Annotated in this window: 16 protein-coding genes and 1 pseudogene; 5 read left to right on the top strand and 12 right to left on the bottom strand. The window is 72.2% G+C overall.

The features are described 5' to 3' along the window. Positions 1-67: 67 nt before the first annotated feature. From ACH0BZ_RS01440 to ACH0BZ_RS01400, 9 genes and pseudogenes are all read right to left on the bottom strand, one after another. Positions 68-742, bottom strand: a pseudogene (locus ACH0BZ_RS01440) (SDR family NAD(P)-dependent oxidoreductase). 41 nt (positions 743-783) lie between these two features. Beyond that, a complete protein-coding gene (locus ACH0BZ_RS01435) occupies positions 784-2,439 on the bottom strand; it encodes an AMP-binding protein (protein WP_406896082.1) in 1,656 nt (551 codons plus the stop codon). 13 nt (positions 2,440-2,452) lie between these two features. Further along, positions 2,453-3,721 carry a hypothetical protein gene (locus ACH0BZ_RS01430; protein WP_406896081.1) on the bottom strand — a complete coding sequence of 423 codons (1,269 nt, stop codon included), beginning with the start codon at positions 3,719-3,721 and terminating at the stop codon, positions 2,453-2,455. 5 nt (positions 3,722-3,726) lie between these two features. Then, the gene (locus ACH0BZ_RS01425; RefSeq protein ID WP_406896080.1) at positions 3,727-4,302 is read right to left on the bottom strand and encodes a nuclear transport factor 2 family protein; all 576 of its coding nucleotides are present in this window, start codon (positions 4,300-4,302) and stop codon (positions 3,727-3,729) included. 21 nt (positions 4,303-4,323) lie between these two features. Continuing rightward, positions 4,324-4,524: a ferredoxin gene (locus tag ACH0BZ_RS01420; RefSeq protein WP_406896079.1), complete on the bottom strand. Its 201-nt coding sequence runs from the start codon at positions 4,522-4,524 to the stop codon at positions 4,324-4,326. Further along, positions 4,524-5,927, bottom strand: coding sequence for a cytochrome P450 (locus tag ACH0BZ_RS01415; protein ID WP_406896078.1), 1,404 nt, complete (start codon positions 5,925-5,927; stop codon positions 4,524-4,526). The genes ACH0BZ_RS01420 and ACH0BZ_RS01415 overlap by 1 nt, the downstream gene beginning before the upstream one ends. Further along, on the bottom strand, positions 5,924-6,718 hold the full coding sequence (locus ACH0BZ_RS01410; RefSeq protein ID WP_406896077.1) for an SDR family oxidoreductase: 795 nt from the start codon (positions 6,716-6,718) through the stop codon (positions 5,924-5,926). The genes ACH0BZ_RS01415 and ACH0BZ_RS01410 overlap by 4 nt, the downstream gene beginning before the upstream one ends. Next, complete coding sequence (locus tag ACH0BZ_RS01405; RefSeq protein WP_406896075.1) at positions 6,715-7,908, bottom strand: cytochrome P450; 1,194 nt, start codon at positions 7,906-7,908, stop codon at positions 6,715-6,717. Before ACH0BZ_RS01405 ends, ACH0BZ_RS01410 begins: the two co-directional genes overlap by 4 nt. Before the next feature lie 8 nt (positions 7,909-7,916). Continuing rightward, positions 7,917-8,489, bottom strand: coding sequence for a TetR/AcrR family transcriptional regulator (locus ACH0BZ_RS01400; protein WP_406896073.1), 573 nt, complete (start codon positions 8,487-8,489; stop codon positions 7,917-7,919). Between the two features lie 125 nt (positions 8,490-8,614). Between ACH0BZ_RS01400 and ACH0BZ_RS01395 the strand changes: the two genes are divergently transcribed. From ACH0BZ_RS01395 to ACH0BZ_RS01375, 5 genes are all read left to right on the top strand, one after another. Continuing rightward, a complete protein-coding gene (locus ACH0BZ_RS01395) occupies positions 8,615-10,084 on the top strand; it encodes an aldehyde dehydrogenase (protein WP_406896072.1) in 1,470 nt (489 codons plus the stop codon). A 46-nt stretch (positions 10,085-10,130) separates the two neighbouring features. Next, positions 10,131-10,883, top strand: coding sequence for an SDR family oxidoreductase (locus ACH0BZ_RS01390; RefSeq protein WP_406896071.1), 753 nt, complete (start codon positions 10,131-10,133; stop codon positions 10,881-10,883). An 83-nt stretch (positions 10,884-10,966) separates the two neighbouring features. Next, positions 10,967-11,953, top strand: coding sequence for an NAD(P)-dependent oxidoreductase (locus tag ACH0BZ_RS01385; protein ID WP_406896331.1), 987 nt, complete (start codon positions 10,967-10,969; stop codon positions 11,951-11,953). Positions 11,954-12,012: 59 nt separating this feature from the next. Then, positions 12,013-12,429: a carboxymuconolactone decarboxylase family protein gene (locus ACH0BZ_RS01380; RefSeq protein ID WP_406896330.1), complete on the top strand. Its 417-nt coding sequence runs from the start codon at positions 12,013-12,015 to the stop codon at positions 12,427-12,429. A gap of 299 nt (positions 12,430-12,728) precedes the next feature. Beyond that, positions 12,729-13,388: a class I SAM-dependent methyltransferase gene (locus ACH0BZ_RS01375; protein ID WP_406896070.1), complete on the top strand. Its 660-nt coding sequence runs from the start codon at positions 12,729-12,731 to the stop codon at positions 13,386-13,388. 13 nt (positions 13,389-13,401) lie between these two features. Here ACH0BZ_RS01375 and ACH0BZ_RS01370 read toward each other — a convergent pair whose 3' ends face one another. From ACH0BZ_RS01370 to ACH0BZ_RS01360, 3 genes are all read right to left on the bottom strand, one after another. Further along, the gene (locus ACH0BZ_RS01370) at positions 13,402-13,863 is read right to left on the bottom strand and encodes a carboxymuconolactone decarboxylase family protein (RefSeq protein ID WP_406896068.1); all 462 of its coding nucleotides are present in this window, start codon (positions 13,861-13,863) and stop codon (positions 13,402-13,404) included. A gap of 65 nt (positions 13,864-13,928) precedes the next feature. Then, positions 13,929-14,954, bottom strand: coding sequence for a pirin family protein (locus tag ACH0BZ_RS01365; protein WP_406896067.1), 1,026 nt, complete (start codon positions 14,952-14,954; stop codon positions 13,929-13,931). Continuing rightward, positions 14,951-15,847 carry an SDR family NAD(P)-dependent oxidoreductase gene (locus ACH0BZ_RS01360; RefSeq protein ID WP_406896066.1) on the bottom strand — a complete coding sequence of 299 codons (897 nt, stop codon included), beginning with the start codon at positions 15,845-15,847 and terminating at the stop codon, positions 14,951-14,953. Before ACH0BZ_RS01360 ends, ACH0BZ_RS01365 begins: the two co-directional genes overlap by 4 nt. Positions 15,848-15,866: the final 19 nt, after the last annotated feature.

The raw sequence follows: 15,866 nt of genomic DNA, 5'->3' as shown, positions 1-15,866 counted from the left end.
GGTCGCCGACCACGCAGCTAAGTCGCCGATTTTCGGGGGCGGGGAGGGCCCGCGGCGTGCGCCCTCACTAACGCACCAGGGCGTCGATCTCCTCCGGGGTCCACGGCGGCGCCTCGCGGGCGTCCCGGTAGGCGAGGACCCGGGCCTCGGGCGCGGGGAACCGGCCGACGAACCCGCCCGCGCCGGCGAAGACCTGCCCGGTGATCCCGGCCGACAGCTCGGAGACGAGATAGGTGTAGAGCGGCGCAGCGAGGTGACCGCACCCTTGCCCGCAGGGTAGCCCGTGCCACCGTAGTCGCCCGTCCAGGCGAACGACGACGTGGTGACGATCGCCCCGCCCCCGGCTGCGACGAAGTACGGCGCGAACACCCGGCACGGGGCGAACACCGTTCCCAGGTGGGCGTCGAGGAGACCGGCGAACTCGTCGTGGGTCGCCGTGAGGATCGAGGAGCCGGCCGGCTCGGCCACGCCCGCACACGTGACGAGACCGGCCACCTCGCCGTCGTCACCTCGCGCCGCCTCGAGCAGCGTCTCCGCGACCTCCGGACGGTGGGCCGCCCCCGGACTCCGACGATCCGGCCGCGCGAGCGTGCGGCGAGGGCCTCCACCCTCGTCTCGAGCGCAGCGGCGTCGCGGCCGTTGAGCACGACGCCGGCTCCGCGCCGGCGAGGTCCGCGGCGACCGCCGCGCCGATGCCGTGGGAGGAGCCGACAACGACGAAGACCTTCCCGTCGAGCCGCAGGCCCCCGCCCGCCGGGCCGTCCGCGCCGCCCACGGTGCCCGTCACGCGCTCGGCCCGCCCGCGTCGACCCGTCGGTCGTGGTCCGGGGCGCGATCGGCGACCAGGCGGCGCGCCCAGCCGTAGTCGGTCTTTCGGCTCGGGTGTCGGCCCACCGCGTCAACGACCCAGTACGCCGCGGGGACCTTGTAGCCGGCCAGGCTCGAGCGCAGCGCGGCGTCGATCTCCTCGAAGCCGCGCGGCGTGCCCGACCACTGGACCACCGCGCCGACGCGCTCGCCGAACCGCTCGTCGGGCACCCCGAGGATCACGGCGTCCTCCACCCCGTCCACGGCTTTGAGGGCGGCCTCGACCTCCTCGGCGAAGATCTTCTCGCCGCCCGAGTTGATCACCTGGCTGGCCCGGCCCAACATGATGATGCTCTCCGGCCCGGAGTAGACGCCGCGGTCGCCGGTGAAGCACCGGCGTTCACCGGCGATCTCGCGGAACGTCTCCGCCGTCTTGTCGGGGTCCTTGTAGTAGCCGCTGGGTAGGTAGCCGGACTTGACGATCCAGCCCACCTCGGTCGAGTCGTCGGGTAGCGGCTCGTCGAGGTCGTCCACGAGCTGCAGCGTCGTACCCCGCGGGATCCGCGGGCCGTGGTGGGCGAAGAGCGCGCCGCTGTCGACGTCAGCTCTGGTCACCATCCCGAGCCCGCCGTAACCACCCTCTGAGGTGCCGAACGCGTCCATGATCATGAGGTCGGGCCGCAGCGCGAGCAGGTCCGCCTTGACGGTCGGCGAGAACAGCGCGGCGCCCGAGGAGACCATGAACATGCTCGAGGTGTCCGGCTCGGTCCGCCGCATCGCCTCGACGAGCGGGCGCACCATGGCGTCGCCGGCGACGATCGCCACCTGGATCTGCTCCCGTTCGATCGTCTCCAGGGCCTCGTCGGCCCGGAAATGCGGCAGGTAGTAGCAGGTCCCGCCGGCGAATAGCGCGGTGAACGTGGGCATGATGCCCGAGGTGTGGATGAGCGGCATGAGGACCAGATACCGCACCGGGTCCCCGCCCAGGCCCGCGCGCGACTGGTGGAACTCGTCGGGGACCGGCTCGCCCGTGTGGTAGTCCGCCCCGCCGCCGAGGCTGCGCCACAGGTCCTCCTGCCGCCACATCACGCCCTTGGGCTTGCCGGTGGTGCCGCCGGTCAAGATGAGGAAGAGGTCGTCGGGGCTGCGCTCCACCCGGGTCCGCTCGGGAGAGGCCGCCGCGACCAGTTCCCCGGCGTCGTGCGCCCCGTCCGGCACCGGGTCGCCGCTGCCGTCCTCGACGACGACGAGGTGGCGCACCCTCTCGAGCCCCGCGACCGCGCCGGAGACCGTCGCGCCGAACTCCCGATGGAACACGAGCACCTCGGTGTCCGAGTACTCGTAGAGGTAGCGCAGCTCGGGGCCGGCGTAGCGGTAGTTGATGCTGATCGGCACCGCGCGCAGCTTGAGTGCGGCGATCATCACCGCCAGGCAGTCCACGCCGTTGCGCAGGTGCACGCCCACGTGGTCGCCCACCCCCACCCCGAGCCCGGCCAGGGCGTCGGCCCAGCGGTTGACCTCGGCGTCGAACGCCGCGTAGGTGAGGCGGCGGTCGCCCTCGACCACCGCCAGGCGGTCGTCGCCGTAGGCGTCGACGGCGTGCTCGAACAGATCTGCAAGATGGTGCGCCATGGGCTTCTCGTCTCTAGACCGGGGTGATGGGCAGGGGAGTGCGGGCGGGGCCGAAGGCGAACGCGGCGCCGGTGCTGATGCGGGTCACGGCCACCTCGTCGGACTCGCGGACCGGCTCGTCTCCGAGGCGCAGCACCGCCTCGACATGCGTAGCGGTGCCCGTCTCGGTGAGGGTCCACCGCGGGTCCACCGCCTGGGCGGCCGCCGCCAGCGGCCGCAGGTCCCCGGCGGCCAGCAACGGCGCCCACGTGTCGTCGGCGAACGCCGCGGCCGACCGGTCCCAGCGGACGATCACCTCGTCGTCGTCCTCTCCGGCCGTCCCGCACGAGAACCCGGTGTACGCGACCGGACCCGCGAGGGGATGGACCCGGAGCACCGCCGCGAGACCGGGCGCGTCCCCGCCCGTGCCCAGGACCTGGCGCAGCCGGCCCGCGGCGACCCCGGCGATGCCGGTGGCCTGGTAGGCGAGCAGCCGGTCGGCGGTGGCCGCGTCGGACCGCCGGCGGACCGACTGGTGGAAGCCCACCGCGAGCAGGTGCATCTGCAGGTAGACCTCGCGCGTGATCCGGACCAGGGCTGCCGAGGTGAACTCGTCGAAGCGCAGGTCGGACAGCAGCGGGCCCGCGTAGTCGTCCCGGCTGCCCTCGCCCGTGGTGTCGCGCGGGGCGGGCGGGGGGAAGGAGACGTCGACGGCGAGGCTGGACGCCGACTCGCGGGCCGGCTCCGGGAGCGCCGCAGGCTCGGCGTCCGGATCGATGCGCACGGTCCAGTGGCAGTGCGGGGTGCGGCCCTCGGGCTCCCGGGGCGGGCGGTGGACGGGCTCGACCACCGCCCGCGGGTTGGTGGCCAGGGCGGTCGCGGGGAAGGTGGGGTCCTCGATGTCGTGACACATCGTGGTGACCAGGCGGTCCCCCATCGGCTCGACGTCCATGAGCGCGCCGCAGTGGTCGAGCCAGAACTCACCGTGGTCGTGGTCGGTCACGGCGTAGCGGAAGTCCATGAACTCCGGCGGCGCCCCCACGTCCAGCTGGAAGCCCTTGAAGATCTCGGCCACACCGTCGCCGGTGATCGACAGGGCCTCCTTCATGCGACGGGTGTAGTGGGGGCTCGCGGCCTGCCACTCCTCGATCGCGACGTCGCGCATGCCGTCCACGCCGAACTCGCCGAGCAGCGCCGGCATCCCGGCCCGGTCGATGAGCTGGCCGATGAGCAGCAGCTCGGGGACCAGTTTCGCGAGCGTCGCGTGATCGAGGGACTCCAGTGGATCCGTCTGGGGCGACACGGCCCTCAGACCTCGTCCGGGCTCGACACGGGCCACAGCGGCGCCGGGCTGTCCTCGATGCGGTACCAGCCGGCCGGCTTGCCGCCCGCCGCCTCGAAGCGCGCCTTCATGGACGGGGTGAGCGCGTCGGCCTCGTACATCCGCATGAACAGGTCCACGACGTTGCCGAAGTCGAAGAAGTCGCGGTGCCACGCCCACTGCCGGTCTCCGTTGTACAGGAACCACGAGCCGCCCAGACCGTGGACCTCGTACGGCTCGCCGGTCCTCGGGTCCACGGTGTCGCGGGCGATCTGCTTCCACAGGCACAGCACGTCGCCGGTCTCCGGGTCGATGATCGTCCGGATGTAGGGGTACTCCCAGCCGTCGAGCCCGGCCATCTCCTGGCCCAGCGCGATGTCGCGGATCTCGTCCCTGCCCACGGCCATGAAGTCGTCTTTGGTGCCGTAGTTCCAACCGTAGGTGGCGTCGTCGGCGTAGAAGCGCGCCAGGGGTTTCCAATCCTTGTTGCGCTCGCACTCGGCGTTGGCGTCGATCCACTCCCGGACGAAGTCGGCAATCTCGGCGCGGTCGTATCGGGTCACGTCACACTCTCCTGGACGGGGTCAGTTCTCGACGAGGCGCAGGGCCTGCGTCGGGCAGTACTTCACGGCCGCCTTGACGGCCTCGAGCTGGTCGGCGGGCACCTCGCCGCGCTTGGCGCGGACCCTGGCCTCGGGCCCCCGGGGGACCGTGAACCAGTCCGGGGCCTCGGCCTGGCACTCGGCGTGCCCCTGGCACAGGTCGAAGTCGACCTCGACGCGCATCAGCGCTCTCCCTCCGTCGGGCGCTGCCGCCGGCGGTAGCGCACGGTGCACGGCTGCGCGAGCTGGACGACCATCTTCGAGTGGTCGTTGTGGTAGGACTCGGCCGGCTGGGCGAGCTCGAACTCGTATTCGCGGAGCAGGATCGAGAAGATGGCCTTGATCTGCAGCTGCGCGAACGCCGCGCCCACGCAGCGGTGCCGGCCCGCGCCGAACGGGATCCACGTCCAGCGGTTGACGATGTCCTCCTGCCGCGGCTCGTCGTAGCGCTCGGGATCGAAGGCGTCGGCGTCCGGGAAGTCCTCGGGTAGTCGGTTGGAGACGGCCGGCGAGGCTGCGACGGTCTGTCCGGCGCGCACCACGTGGTCGCCGATCCGCACGTCCTCCTGAGCCACGCGCATGAGGATGATGAGCGGCGGGTGCAGCCGCAGCGTCTCCTTGAGGGCGTTCTCCACCTTGGGCATCTGACGAAGGGCACCGAAAGAGTACTCGGCGCCGTCGGCGTAGACCTCGTCGAGCTCGGCCACCACCTCGGCCAGATAGTCGGGGTGGCGCAGCAGCTCGATGAGCATCCAGGCCGCGGTGCCGGAGGTGGTGTGGTGGCCCGCGAACATCATCGAGATGAAGATTCCGGTGACCTCGTCCGGGCTGAACCGCAGCGAGCCGTCCTCGTTCCGGATCGACACGAGCACGTCGAGCAGGTCGCGGTCGTCCTTGTCCGCCGGTGGGTTCGCGATACGCCCGTCCATGATCCCGGAGACCAACTCCACGAGGCCGGCGCGCGCAGCGTCGCGCTTGCGGAAGGCCGGGATGTCGGCGTGGGGGTCGATGTAGGCGTGCGGGTCGGTGCCCTGCTCGAGGTCGTGGTAGAGGTGCGCGAACCGGACGTCGAGCTCCTCCCGGAACTTCGGGCCGATGAGGCACGCGCTACTGGTGTAGATGGTGAGTTCGGAGAACCACTCGAGGAGGTCGATCTCGCCCTCGTCGCCCCAGTCCGCCACCATGCGCTGGACCTCGCGGGGGATGGTGACGGCGTGCTGGCGCATGTGCTCGCCGCGCAGCGCCTGGTTGTGCAGCATCTCGCTGCGCCGCTCGGGGCTGGCGTCAAAGACGACGCCCTCGCCGAACACCGGCGTCATGAAGGGGTAGGCGGCGGCCTGGTCGAGGGCCTCGTCGGGCGCCCGGAAGAACGCCTCGTTGGCCGCCGCCCCGGAGGCGAGGCAGATGTCGCGGTCGACGATCCGGAAGATCCCCAGGTCGCCGCACTCCTCGCGCACCCGCCAGAACAGGCCGATCGGGTCGGTGCGCAGCTCGTCCATGTGGCCGAGCTCGCCCTCGCCGCCGGAGACCCGGGTCGGCTCGCGGAGTTCGGAGAAGTCCGTGTCCGTCTGTTCAGTGCTGGTCATGTCCAGTTCTCCTCGATGGGGGCTTCCGGCTGGATCTCCAGCTCGGTGATCTGGGCGCCGCGCGGCATCGACACCAGGGCGGCGACGCCCCGGGCGAGGTCGGCGGGCTTGCACATGCGGGGGTGGCGGCCGAAGCCGTGACGTACCCAGTCGTTGATGACGGCCTCTGCGGTCGCCGGGTCGAACTCGGTGCCCATCTCCGTCATCACCGGGCCGGGGCGGACCACGCCCACCCGGACGCCGGTGCCCTCCGCCTCCTTGCGGATCTGGTGGGCCATGGTCTCCAGGCCGGCCTTGGCTGCCACGTAGGCACCGGAGCGGGGCCGGGCGGTGTAGGCGACATCGGAGCCGATGAGCACCACGTCGCCGCGCCGCCGCCCGACCATCCCGGGCATCACGGCGTGGAGCAGGCGCTGCACCGAGAGCAGGTGGATCTCGAGCTGCGCGGCGAAGGCGTCGGGGTCCATCTCCCACACCCGGCCCATGGTGAGCGTGCCGGCGCTGGAGACCAGCACGTCGGGCGCGCCGTAGGCCTCGTCGGCCGCGGCGACGAACGCCGCCACGGAGTCGGGGTCGGTGACGTCCACCGCGCACGCAGTGGCCTCTCCCCCCGCCCCGCGGATCGCCTCGACGAGCTCGGCGAGCCGCTCGGCGCGGCGGGCTCCCACCACCACGGGGTGGCCGAGCGCGGCGAGCGCCTCGGCAGATGCCCGCCCGATCCCGGAGGACGCGCCGGTGACGAGGGCGGGCCGCTCGGCGGCCGGGGCCAGGGGCGGGAACCGCAGGCTCATCGCGCCTCCACCCGCATCGGCAGGTGCGCGAACCCGCGCACGTTGGACGAGTGCACGCGCTCGGCGCCGGGCAGGAGCTCGTAGCCACGGATGGAGCGGGCGATCTGGTCGAGCGCGATCCGCCCCTCGAGGCGCGCGAGGTGCGCGCCCAGGCAGAAGTGGGGCCCCTGGCCGAAGCTCAACGACGCCGACGTGTCGCGGCCGAGCCGGTAGACGTCGCCGTCGGCGAACACCTCCTCGTCGCGGTTGGCCGAGCCGATGAGCAGCAGTACCTTCTCGTCGGCCGGGATCGTCACATCGCGGACCGTCACCTCGCGGGTGGTGGTGCGCAGGACCATCTGGCTCGAGGTGTCGAAGCGCAGGGTCTCCTCGACCCAGTCCGGCGCCCGCCCGGGGTCGTCGAGGACGAGCCGCGACTGCTCGGGGAACTCGTGTCCCCAGTACAGCGCGTTGGCCAGCAACTTGGTGGTGGTCTCGTTGCCGGCCACCACCATGAGGAACAGGAAGGAGAGGATCTCGTCGGTGTCGAGCTTCTCGCCGTCGACCTCCGCGTCGATGAGCGCCGAGGTCAGGTCCTCGGTGCGCCGGCGCCGGCGCTCGGCGACCATGTCCTGGTAGTAGGCGATGAGGTCGAGCGCGGCCATCATGGAGTCCTCGGGCACGTCCTGCACGCCCTCCTCGCGGTGCATGACGAGGTCGGCCAGACGTCGCAGCTCGGCGCGGTCGCCCTCGGGCACGCCCATGAGGTCGGAGATGACGTCCATGGGGAGCTTGCCGGCGTAGTCGTCCACGGCGTCGAACTCGCCCCGCTCCAGGCACTCGTCCCAGTACTGCCGCGAGATCCGGTCGATGCCCTCGGAGAGCGCGTCGACCCGGCGGGCCGTGAAGCCCTTGCTCACGAGCTTGCGCAGGCGCGCGTGACGGGGGTCGTCCATCGCGAGGAAGGACATGGTCTTGTACGCGTGCGGGCCGTAGGCGGCAGGGTCCAGCGACACACCCATCGCGTTGGAGAACGCGTCCGGCGCCCGGAAGGCCTCGCGCACGTCGGCGTGCCGGCTCAGCGCCCAGAAGCCCAGCTCCGAGTTGTGGTAGACGGGCGCCTCCGCGCGCAGCCGGGCGTAGAGGGGGTACGGGTCCTCGTGGACGGCGTAGTCGTACGGGCTGAACACCAGCGGGGTGGCGGTGGTCATGGGTCGCGTCACCTCAGGATCAGTCGTGCGGCGGATTCGATGCTGTCGGCCATGTCGGCGTAGGTGCCGTAGCCCATGCCCGCGCGGACGAGCGCCCCGGCGTAGACCATCTCCAGTGCACCCACCACCTCGTCGTCGACCTCCGGCCCGAGCGCCGCGACGATGCGGCGCCGGATATCCGCGCCGATCCGGACGCGCAGATGGGAGACCTCGGGGTCGTCGCCGAGCAGGGCGGCGGTGACGGCGGAGGCGAGCTCGGGCTCGCCGGCCATGAGCAGCGCGACGCCACGCAGGACCGTGACGACCCGGTCGGCCGTCGTGCCCGCCTCCGGCGCCTCGGGGGCGTGGTCGACGAGCCGCCGCCAGAACACCTCGGAGATGAGGTGCCCCTTGGAGGAGAAGTAGGTGTAGGCGGTGGCCGGGGCGACACCCGCCCGCGAGGCCACCGCGCGGACCGCGAGCCCGCCGGGCCCGTTCTCCCGCAGGACCTCCACGGCGGCGACCGTGAGGCGGTCGACGGTCTCGACCTGCTGACTGTTCAGGCGCCGCCTGGTCGACTCGTAACGCACATCACTGGACATGTGTCTGGACAGTACACTAGGCACCATTCCAGGAAAAGGGTTTCCATGGACACATGTTTGGTCTAGCGTCTAGACAGCTGTCCACCACTACCCACACCCCCATCCCCGACGACGGAAGGCCGACCGTGTCGCCGAGCACCACCGACCCCGCCCCGCTCCTCATCGACGGCGAGCTGCGCCCCGCCACGGGAGGCGGCACCTTCGAGGTCCTCAACCCCGCCACCGAGGAGGTCGTGGGCCACTCCGCCGACGCGACGGCGGCCGACATGGACGCCGCGATCGCCGCCGCCCGCCGCGCGTTCGACACCACCGACTGGTCCACCGACCACGCCTTCCGGGCCCGCTGCCTGCGCCAACTGCGCGACGCGCTGCAGTCCCACATCGAGGAGCTGCGCGAGCTGACGATCGCCGAGGTCGGCGCGCCCCACATGTTCACCACCGGCCCGCAGCTCGAGGGCCCCGTCGCCGACCTCGGCTGGCTGGCCGATCTCGTGGAGGCCTACCGGTGGACCGAGGACCTCGGCGAGTCCGAGATCATGGGCGTGCGGTCGTTCCGCTCGACCCGGCGTGAGGCGATCGGCGTCGTCGGCGCCATCACCCCGTGGAACTTCCCCAACCAGATCAACCTCGCCAAGATCGGCCCCGCGCTGGCCGCCGGCTGCACCGTCGTCCTCAAGCCCGCGCCGGACACGCCGCTCATCGCCGCCGCGGTCGCCCGTATCGCCGCCGAGGAGACCGACCTCCCCGCCGGCGTGCTCAACGTGGTCAACTCCGCCGACCATGCCGTGGGGGCACAGCTCAGCAACGACCCGCGCGTCGACCTGATCTCGTTCACCGGCTCCACCGCCACCGGGAAGAAGGTCATGGCCGCCGCGGCGGAGACCCTCAAGAAGGTCTTCCTCGAGCTCGGCGGAAAGTCGGCCTCGGTGGTGCTCGACGACGCCGACCTCGGCTCCGCCTGCTTCATGACCGCCCTCAACGCCTGCACCCACGCCGGCCAGGGCTGCGCACTCACCACCCGGCTCGTCGTGCCGCGCGCACAGCTCGCCGAGGCGATCGAGCACGCCAAGGGGGCCATGGCCGCCTTCGCGCCCGGCGACCCCACCGACCCCGGCACCCTGTGCGGGCCGCTCGTTTCGGCCGCGCAACGCGAGCGCGTCGAGTCCTACATCCGCCTGGCCGTCGAGGAGGGCGGCACCATCGAGTGCGGCGGCGGCCGGCCCGCGGCGCACGAAAAGGGCTTCTTCGTGGAACCCACCCTCATCTCGGGCCTGGACAACTCCGCGCGCGTGGCGCAGGAGGAGATCTTCGGCCCCGTCCTGGTGGTGATCCCGCACGACGGCGACGACGACGCGATCCGCATCGCCAACGACTCCCCCTACGGCCTCTCCGGCGCCGTCTGGGGCACCGATCCCGAGCGCGTCGAGCACGTCGTGTCCTCCATCCGGACCGGCACCCTGGGCGTCAACGGCGGCCAGTGGTACGGCGCCGACGTGCCCTTCGGCGGCTACAAGCAATCCGGTATCGGCCGCGAGATGGGCCGCGAGGGCTTCGAGGAGTACCTCGAGATCAAGGCCGTGGCAACACCCGCGTAGCGCGGCACCGACCGACACCCCACCGAACTTTCGAGGAGCACACGACATGGGACGTTTCAGCGGCAGGACCGCCATCGTGACCGGCGCCGCCGGCGGCATCGGCGAGGAGTACGCCAAGGCCCTCGCGGCCGAGGGCGCGAGGGTCGTGGTGGCCGACGTCAACGACGAGCAGGGCGTACGCGTGGCGCAGGAGATCACGGCCGCCGGCGGCGAGGCCGTCTACCAGCACACCGACGTCTCCGACCCGGAGTCGGCGAACGCCTGCGCCGAGCGGGCCGTCGCCGAGTTCGGCTCGCTGGAGCTGCTGGTCAACAACGCGGCGATCTTCGGCGGCATGAAGCTCGACTTCCTCATCACCGTCCCGTGGGACTACTACGAGAAGTTCATGTCGGTGAATCTCAACGGCCAGCTCCTCATGGTGCGCGCCTGCTGGGAGAAGATGGCCGCGGCCGGCGGCGGCGCGATCGTCAACCAGTCCTCCACTGCGGCGTGGCTGTACTCGGGCTTCTACGGCCTGGCCAAGGTCGGCGTCAACGGCCTCACCCAGCAGCTGGCCACCGAGCTCGGCGGGTCGAACATCCGCGTCAACGCCATCGCCCCCGGCCCCATCGACACCGAGGCCAACCGCACCACCACCCCGCAGTCGATCGTTCAGGACATGGTGGACAAGCTGCCGCTCAAGCGGATGGGCCGGCCGGAGGACCTGGTGGGCATGCTTCTCTTCCTGCTCTCGGACGAGGCGTCGTGGATCACCGGCCAGATCTTCAACGTCGACGGCGGACAGGTCATCCGGTCGTGAACGGCCATCCGCTCAGGAACTCCGACGCCGGCGACGACCCCGCCCCGGTCGACTCCGGAGGCTCGATCGGCCCGGGCGGCTCGATCGGCCCGGGCACGGCCGAGAACCCCACCGCCCCCGTCGGCTTCGTCGGCCTCGGCAACATGGGCGCGCCCATCGCGACGCGCCTGTTGGCCTGGCCCGGCGGCCTGGTGGTGTGCGACGTGCGCCCCGAGGCCACCGAGCCGTTCGTCGCCGAGGGCGCCACCGCCGCCACGACGGGCGCGGAGGTCGCCCGGACCGCGCGGCTCATCTCGGTCACCGTGCTCGACGACGCCCAGGTCCGCGAGGTGGTGGACGGCTCCGACGGCATCCTGCGCACGGCCGCGCCCGGCACCGTCGTGGCCGTCCACTCCACGATCTCCGACTCCACGGCCGTCGAGCTGGCCGCGGCGTGCGCGGAGCACGGCGTGCACCTGGTCGATGCGCCGGTCTCCGGCGGGGCACACGGGGCCGAATCCGGCGAGCTCGCCGTCATGGTGGGCGGCCCCCGCGAGGTCTACGAGGCGTGCAAGCCCGCCTTCACCCTGTGGGCCGGCATGCCCGTCCACGCCGGCGAGGTGGGCGCGGGCACCCGGATGAAGCTCGCCCGCAACCTGCTGCACTTCATCTCCTTCACCGCCGCCGCCGAGGCCTCCCGCCTGGCCGAGGCGGCGGGGATCGACATCACCAAGCTCGGCCGGGTGGTCCGCCACACCGACGCCATCACCGGCGGCGCCGGCGCGATCATGCTCCGCGACACCACCACGCCCGTCGCGCCCGACGACTTCTGGCACGGGGTCTTCACCCACGTCCGCGGGCTCGGCGAGAAGGACCTCGCCCTGGCGCTCGACCTCGCGGGGCGACTGGGCGTGGAGCTGCCGCTCGGCATGCTCGCCCTGCGGGACCTCGGCGCCGGGCTCGGCGTGGGCCCGGGCGAGATCTCGCTCGCGGCGCGCGAGCGCGCCGAGTCTCTCGGGGAGGCGGCCGGATTCGGCGCCCCCACCCACGACGAGGCACCGATCGACGACGACGAGGAGGCCCACCGATGACCGACGAGACCACCCCTGACGGTGTCCGGGACGCGTCTCCGGAGACCACGTCCCCGGGAATGAGCGAGGCACGGGCCCGCGGTCTGCGCACGATGACCGAGGTCTACGGCTTCGACATGTCGGACGGCCCCGGCGACTTCTTCGCCCATACCGCCGACCATCTCTTCGCCGAGGTGTGGACCAGACCCGGACTGAGCCACCGCGACCGGCGGCTGCTCCTTCTCGGCGCGCTCACGGCGCGGGGCGACACCGACGTCGCGGACATCCAGGTGGGGGCCGCGCTGGCCAACGGCGAACTCACGCCCGACGAGCTCGAGGAGATCGCCCTGTTCCTCTGCTACTACGCGGGCTGGCCGGGCGGCACCAAGCTCAACAACGTGATCGGCCCGCACGTCGCCCGCGCCCGCAAGGCCGCCCGCAAGGCCGCCCGACAGGCGTCCGAGGAGGCCGGGGAAACCGAGTCCGGGCGCGACTGAGCCCACCCGCACCCCGGCGCCGCCCCCGCGACCCGACCCCGCGGCGCCGCCCCCGCGACCCGACCCCGCGGCGCCGCCCCGCACCCCGACCCCGCGCCCACATCCGGTGAACGGGCTGCCGGGTTCGGTGAACGGAATTCGCGAGTAAGCGCCCTTCGCACACGAATACTGTCCACTGGATTCTGCGCAGCGTCGACCAACCCGGGTGCAACCACGGGCGCGCGACGGCCGACACTCTCCATCCACGCCGGGCACTCCCGGCGACCGCCTCCCCACCGCTGACCGATAGGTTGTTCCCCATGACCGCTCCGGAACTGGACCCCACCCTGCTCAGCGTCGCGCTCGGCGCTCCCGGCTTCATGCCCCTCGAGGAGGGCGTGACGCTGTACGAGATCGCCTGCGAGTACCTGGGCGAGGGCGTGGGCGTGGAGATCGGCACGTACTGCGGCCGCTCGACCGTCTTCCTCGGCGCGGCGGCCCGGGTGACCGGGGGCAGCATCGTCACCGTGGACCACCACCGCGGCTCGGAGGAGCACCAGCCGGGCTGGGAGTACCACGATTCCTCGCTTGTCGATCCGCACACGGGCCGGTTGGAGACACTCGGGCAGTTCCGGCACACGATCTGGGACGCGGGCCTGGACGACGTGGTGACCGCCGCGGTCGGCACCTCCCGCCAGGTGGCGCGGATCTGGGGGACGCCCGCCTCGTTCGTCTTCATCGACGGCGGCCACTCCTCGGAGGCGGCGCAGGCCGACTACGAGGGCTGGGCCCCGTGGGTCGCGATCGGCGGCGTCCTGCTCATCCACGACGTGTTCCCGGACCCGGCCGATGGCGGCCGCCCGCCGTACGAGATCTACTGCCGCGCGCTCGATTCGGGCCAGTTCACCGAGGTCAAGGCCGTGGACTCCCTGCGCGTGCTGCGGCGGGTCAAGGGCGAGGTCGGCGCCCCGATGCCCTGAACGGCACGCCCGCTCAGTCGTCGAGCCGCACCCGGTGCCGGCTCGCGATGGATACGCGGTTGAACGCGTTGATGAGCACGATCGTCCACTCGATCGCGGTGAGTTGCTCGTCGGAGAACACCTCGGCGGCCGCCTCCTGGGCGGCCTCGAGCTCGGCCACGTCCTCGAGCCGGGTGAGCGCCTCGGCCAGGCGCAGCGCGGCCCGTTCCTCGTCGGTGTAGGCCGCGATCTCCCGCCAGGCCGGGAGCATGTCGAGCCGGTCCTGCGACACCCCTGCATTCCGGGCGGCGGGCACGTGCGCGTCCAGGCAGGCGGCGCAGCCGTTGATCTGCGAGACCCGCACGTTGATCAGCTCGATCAGCCCCTCGTCGAGGCCCGCCTCCTCCGAGGCCTCCCGCGAGGCCAACGCGGAGCGTACGAGCGGCTTGTAGACGGCCCCGCGGGCGATGTTCGGCACGCCCACGTCAGTTGCCACCCCCGTGGTCCACGGCCGCGGCGGTGCCGTTCGTGTCGGTGTACTGGGCCATGGCGGTCCTCTCGTCAGTCGGTCCGGGCCTTGGGTTCGGGGTTGACGCGCGGCTTGAGCACGGTGCCGGGAAGGGTGGGCGCGGGCAGCCGGGTGAGCCCGGCCGGGTCGTGGCCGATGTAGCCGTCGACGGCGCCGAAGCGCTCGGCCTCGGCCTGCCACTGGTCGCGGTAGTGGGCGATCTCGTCGTGGGTGCGGCCGATGAAGTTCCACCACATGACGATCTCCTCGCCGAAGGGCTCTCCGCCGATGAGGATGCACCGCGCGGGAGTGGAGCCGGTGTTGCGCACCGTGAGCTGTTCCTCGCCGACGCCGGTGTAGGCCAGCGCGGTGGGCTCCACCACGACGCCCTCGAGGGTCACGTCGCCGGAGTCCACGAGCAGTCCGTGCTCGTAGGCGGGGTCCACGTCGAGGGCGAGCTCGGCGCCGGGGTCGAGCCGCAGCTCGGCGCCGAGCAGCGGGGAGAAGGTGGGGACCGGTGACGACGAACCGAGCAGACTACCCAGGAACACGAGCGCCGAGCCGCCGGGGAACTCCACCGGCTCGGGTACGTGGTGGTCGAACCTCCGCCCGGTGCTCTCCCGGACGGCGTCGGGCAGCACGGTCCACAGCTGCACGCCGTGCAGGACGGTGGTGTTCTGCGTGGAGACCTCGGAGTGGCAGATGCCGGCGCCGGCGGTCATGAGGTTGACCTCGCCGGGGCGGACCACCGCGTGGTTGTCGCCGGAGTCGTGGTGGGTGACGTTGCCCTCGAACAGCCAGCTCACGGTCTGCAGGCCGGTGTGCGGGTGCGGGGCCACGTCCATGCCGCCGCTCACCGAGACGTCGTCGGGCCCGTAGTGGTCGACGAAGCACCAGGCGCCGATGAGCGAGCGCTTGCGCTGCGGGAGCGTGCGCTTGACCGACATGGCCCGGGGGCCACCGAGCGGGACGTCGCGAGAGGTGATGATCTCCACAGCCGCGCCGCCACGCCCCTGCGGGTCGGGCGAGCCGCCGGCCTCGCACTCCATCTCCTCGGGGTGGGGTTCGAGGTTGCTCACGACCGGACCTCCGCGTCCTCGGCGGTGACGGCGGCGTTTGCGTCGCGGCGCAGCTCCGCGGCCTTGGCGTCGATCTTCCCGCCGAGCGCCATCCGGAGCGCCCGGTCCACGAGCGACACGGGCAGCCAGTCCATGACGCGCCGGCTCACGTCCCACTTCACCGCGTAGCGGTGGCGGGGCCGCGAGGTGGTCCCGGCGGTCCACACCGCCTCGGCCAGGGTCCGGGGATCGGCCGCCTTGTCGTCCTCCCCCGCCGCCAGCTCGCCCATCACGGCGGCCATGGCGGCGAACGGCGACCCGGGCCGGGTGGACTCCTGGAAGCGGCGCAGGATCGAGGCGGTCATGCCGGTGCGGAACGGGCCGGGCTGGACCAGCACCACGTCGAGGCCGAGGAACATGAGCTCGCGGCGCAACGAGTCGCCGTAGGCCTCGATCGCGTGCTTGCTCATGGCATAGGCGCCGTTCATGGGCATGGCGTGCTGTGGGCCGGTCTCCGAGCTGATGAGCACGACCCGGCCGCCGCTCCCGCGGAGCAGGTCGAACAACGCGTGGACGGTGCGGACGGTACCCATGACGTTGACGTCGATGACCTGCTGCACGCGGTCCGGGTCCAGCTCGCCGAGCGGGCCGATCCCGAGAACGCCGGCGAAGGTGATCACCGCGTCGAGCCGGCCGTGCTCGTCCCGGACGCGGTCGGCGAGGGCGGCCAGCGAGGCGGAATCGGTGACGTCGGCGGCCACGCCCGTGATCCCGGCACGGTCGGCGGGGGCGGTGAGGTCGACGGCGACAACGGCCCAACCGCGGCTGGCGTACAGCTCGGCGGTCGCCGCGCCGAGGCCGCCGCCGGCTCCGGTGATGACGGCGACGGGGGCGGTGTTCTTGATGGGGCTCATACCCCGACGGTAGCGGTGT

This window comes from Dietzia sp. 179-F 9C3 NHS (assembly GCF_045369825.1).
In the GTDB taxonomy this organism is placed as follows: Bacteria; Actinomycetota; Actinomycetes; order Mycobacteriales; family Mycobacteriaceae; genus Dietzia.
The sequence above is the reverse complement of the archived record's forward strand: the minus strand, read 5'-3'. Positions and strand labels throughout refer to the sequence as shown.

Excerpts from the sequence above, each read along its gene's own strand:
- ACH0BZ_RS01405 (WP_406896075.1), bottom strand. The coding sequence starts at position 7,908 with ATGACCACCGCCACCCCGCTGGTGTTCAGCCCGTACGACTACGCCGTC.
- ACH0BZ_RS01360 (WP_406896066.1), bottom strand. The coding sequence starts at position 15,847 with ATGAGCCCCATCAAGAACACCGCCCCCGTCGCCGTCATCACCGGAGCC.
- ACH0BZ_RS01380 (WP_406896330.1), top strand. The coding sequence starts at position 12,013 with ATGAGCGAGGCACGGGCCCGCGGTCTGCGCACGATGACCGAGGTCTAC.
- ACH0BZ_RS01390 (WP_406896071.1), top strand. The coding sequence starts at position 10,131 with ATGGGACGTTTCAGCGGCAGGACCGCCATCGTGACCGGCGCCGCCGGC.
- ACH0BZ_RS01420 (WP_406896079.1), bottom strand. The coding sequence starts at position 4,524 with ATGCGCGTCGAGGTCGACTTCGACCTGTGCCAGGGGCACGCCGAGTGC.
- ACH0BZ_RS01410 (WP_406896077.1), bottom strand. The coding sequence starts at position 6,718 with ATGAGCCTGCGGTTCCCGCCCCTGGCCCCGGCCGCCGAGCGGCCCGCC.
- ACH0BZ_RS01415 (WP_406896078.1), bottom strand. The coding sequence starts at position 5,927 with ATGACCAGCACTGAACAGACGGACACGGACTTCTCCGAACTCCGCGAG.
- ACH0BZ_RS01375 (WP_406896070.1), top strand. The coding sequence starts at position 12,729 with ATGACCGCTCCGGAACTGGACCCCACCCTGCTCAGCGTCGCGCTCGGC.
- ACH0BZ_RS01400 (WP_406896073.1), bottom strand. The coding sequence starts at position 8,489 with ATGTCCAGTGATGTGCGTTACGAGTCGACCAGGCGGCGCCTGAACAGT.
- ACH0BZ_RS01435 (WP_406896082.1), bottom strand. The coding sequence starts at position 2,439 with ATGGCGCACCATCTTGCAGATCTGTTCGAGCACGCCGTCGACGCCTAC.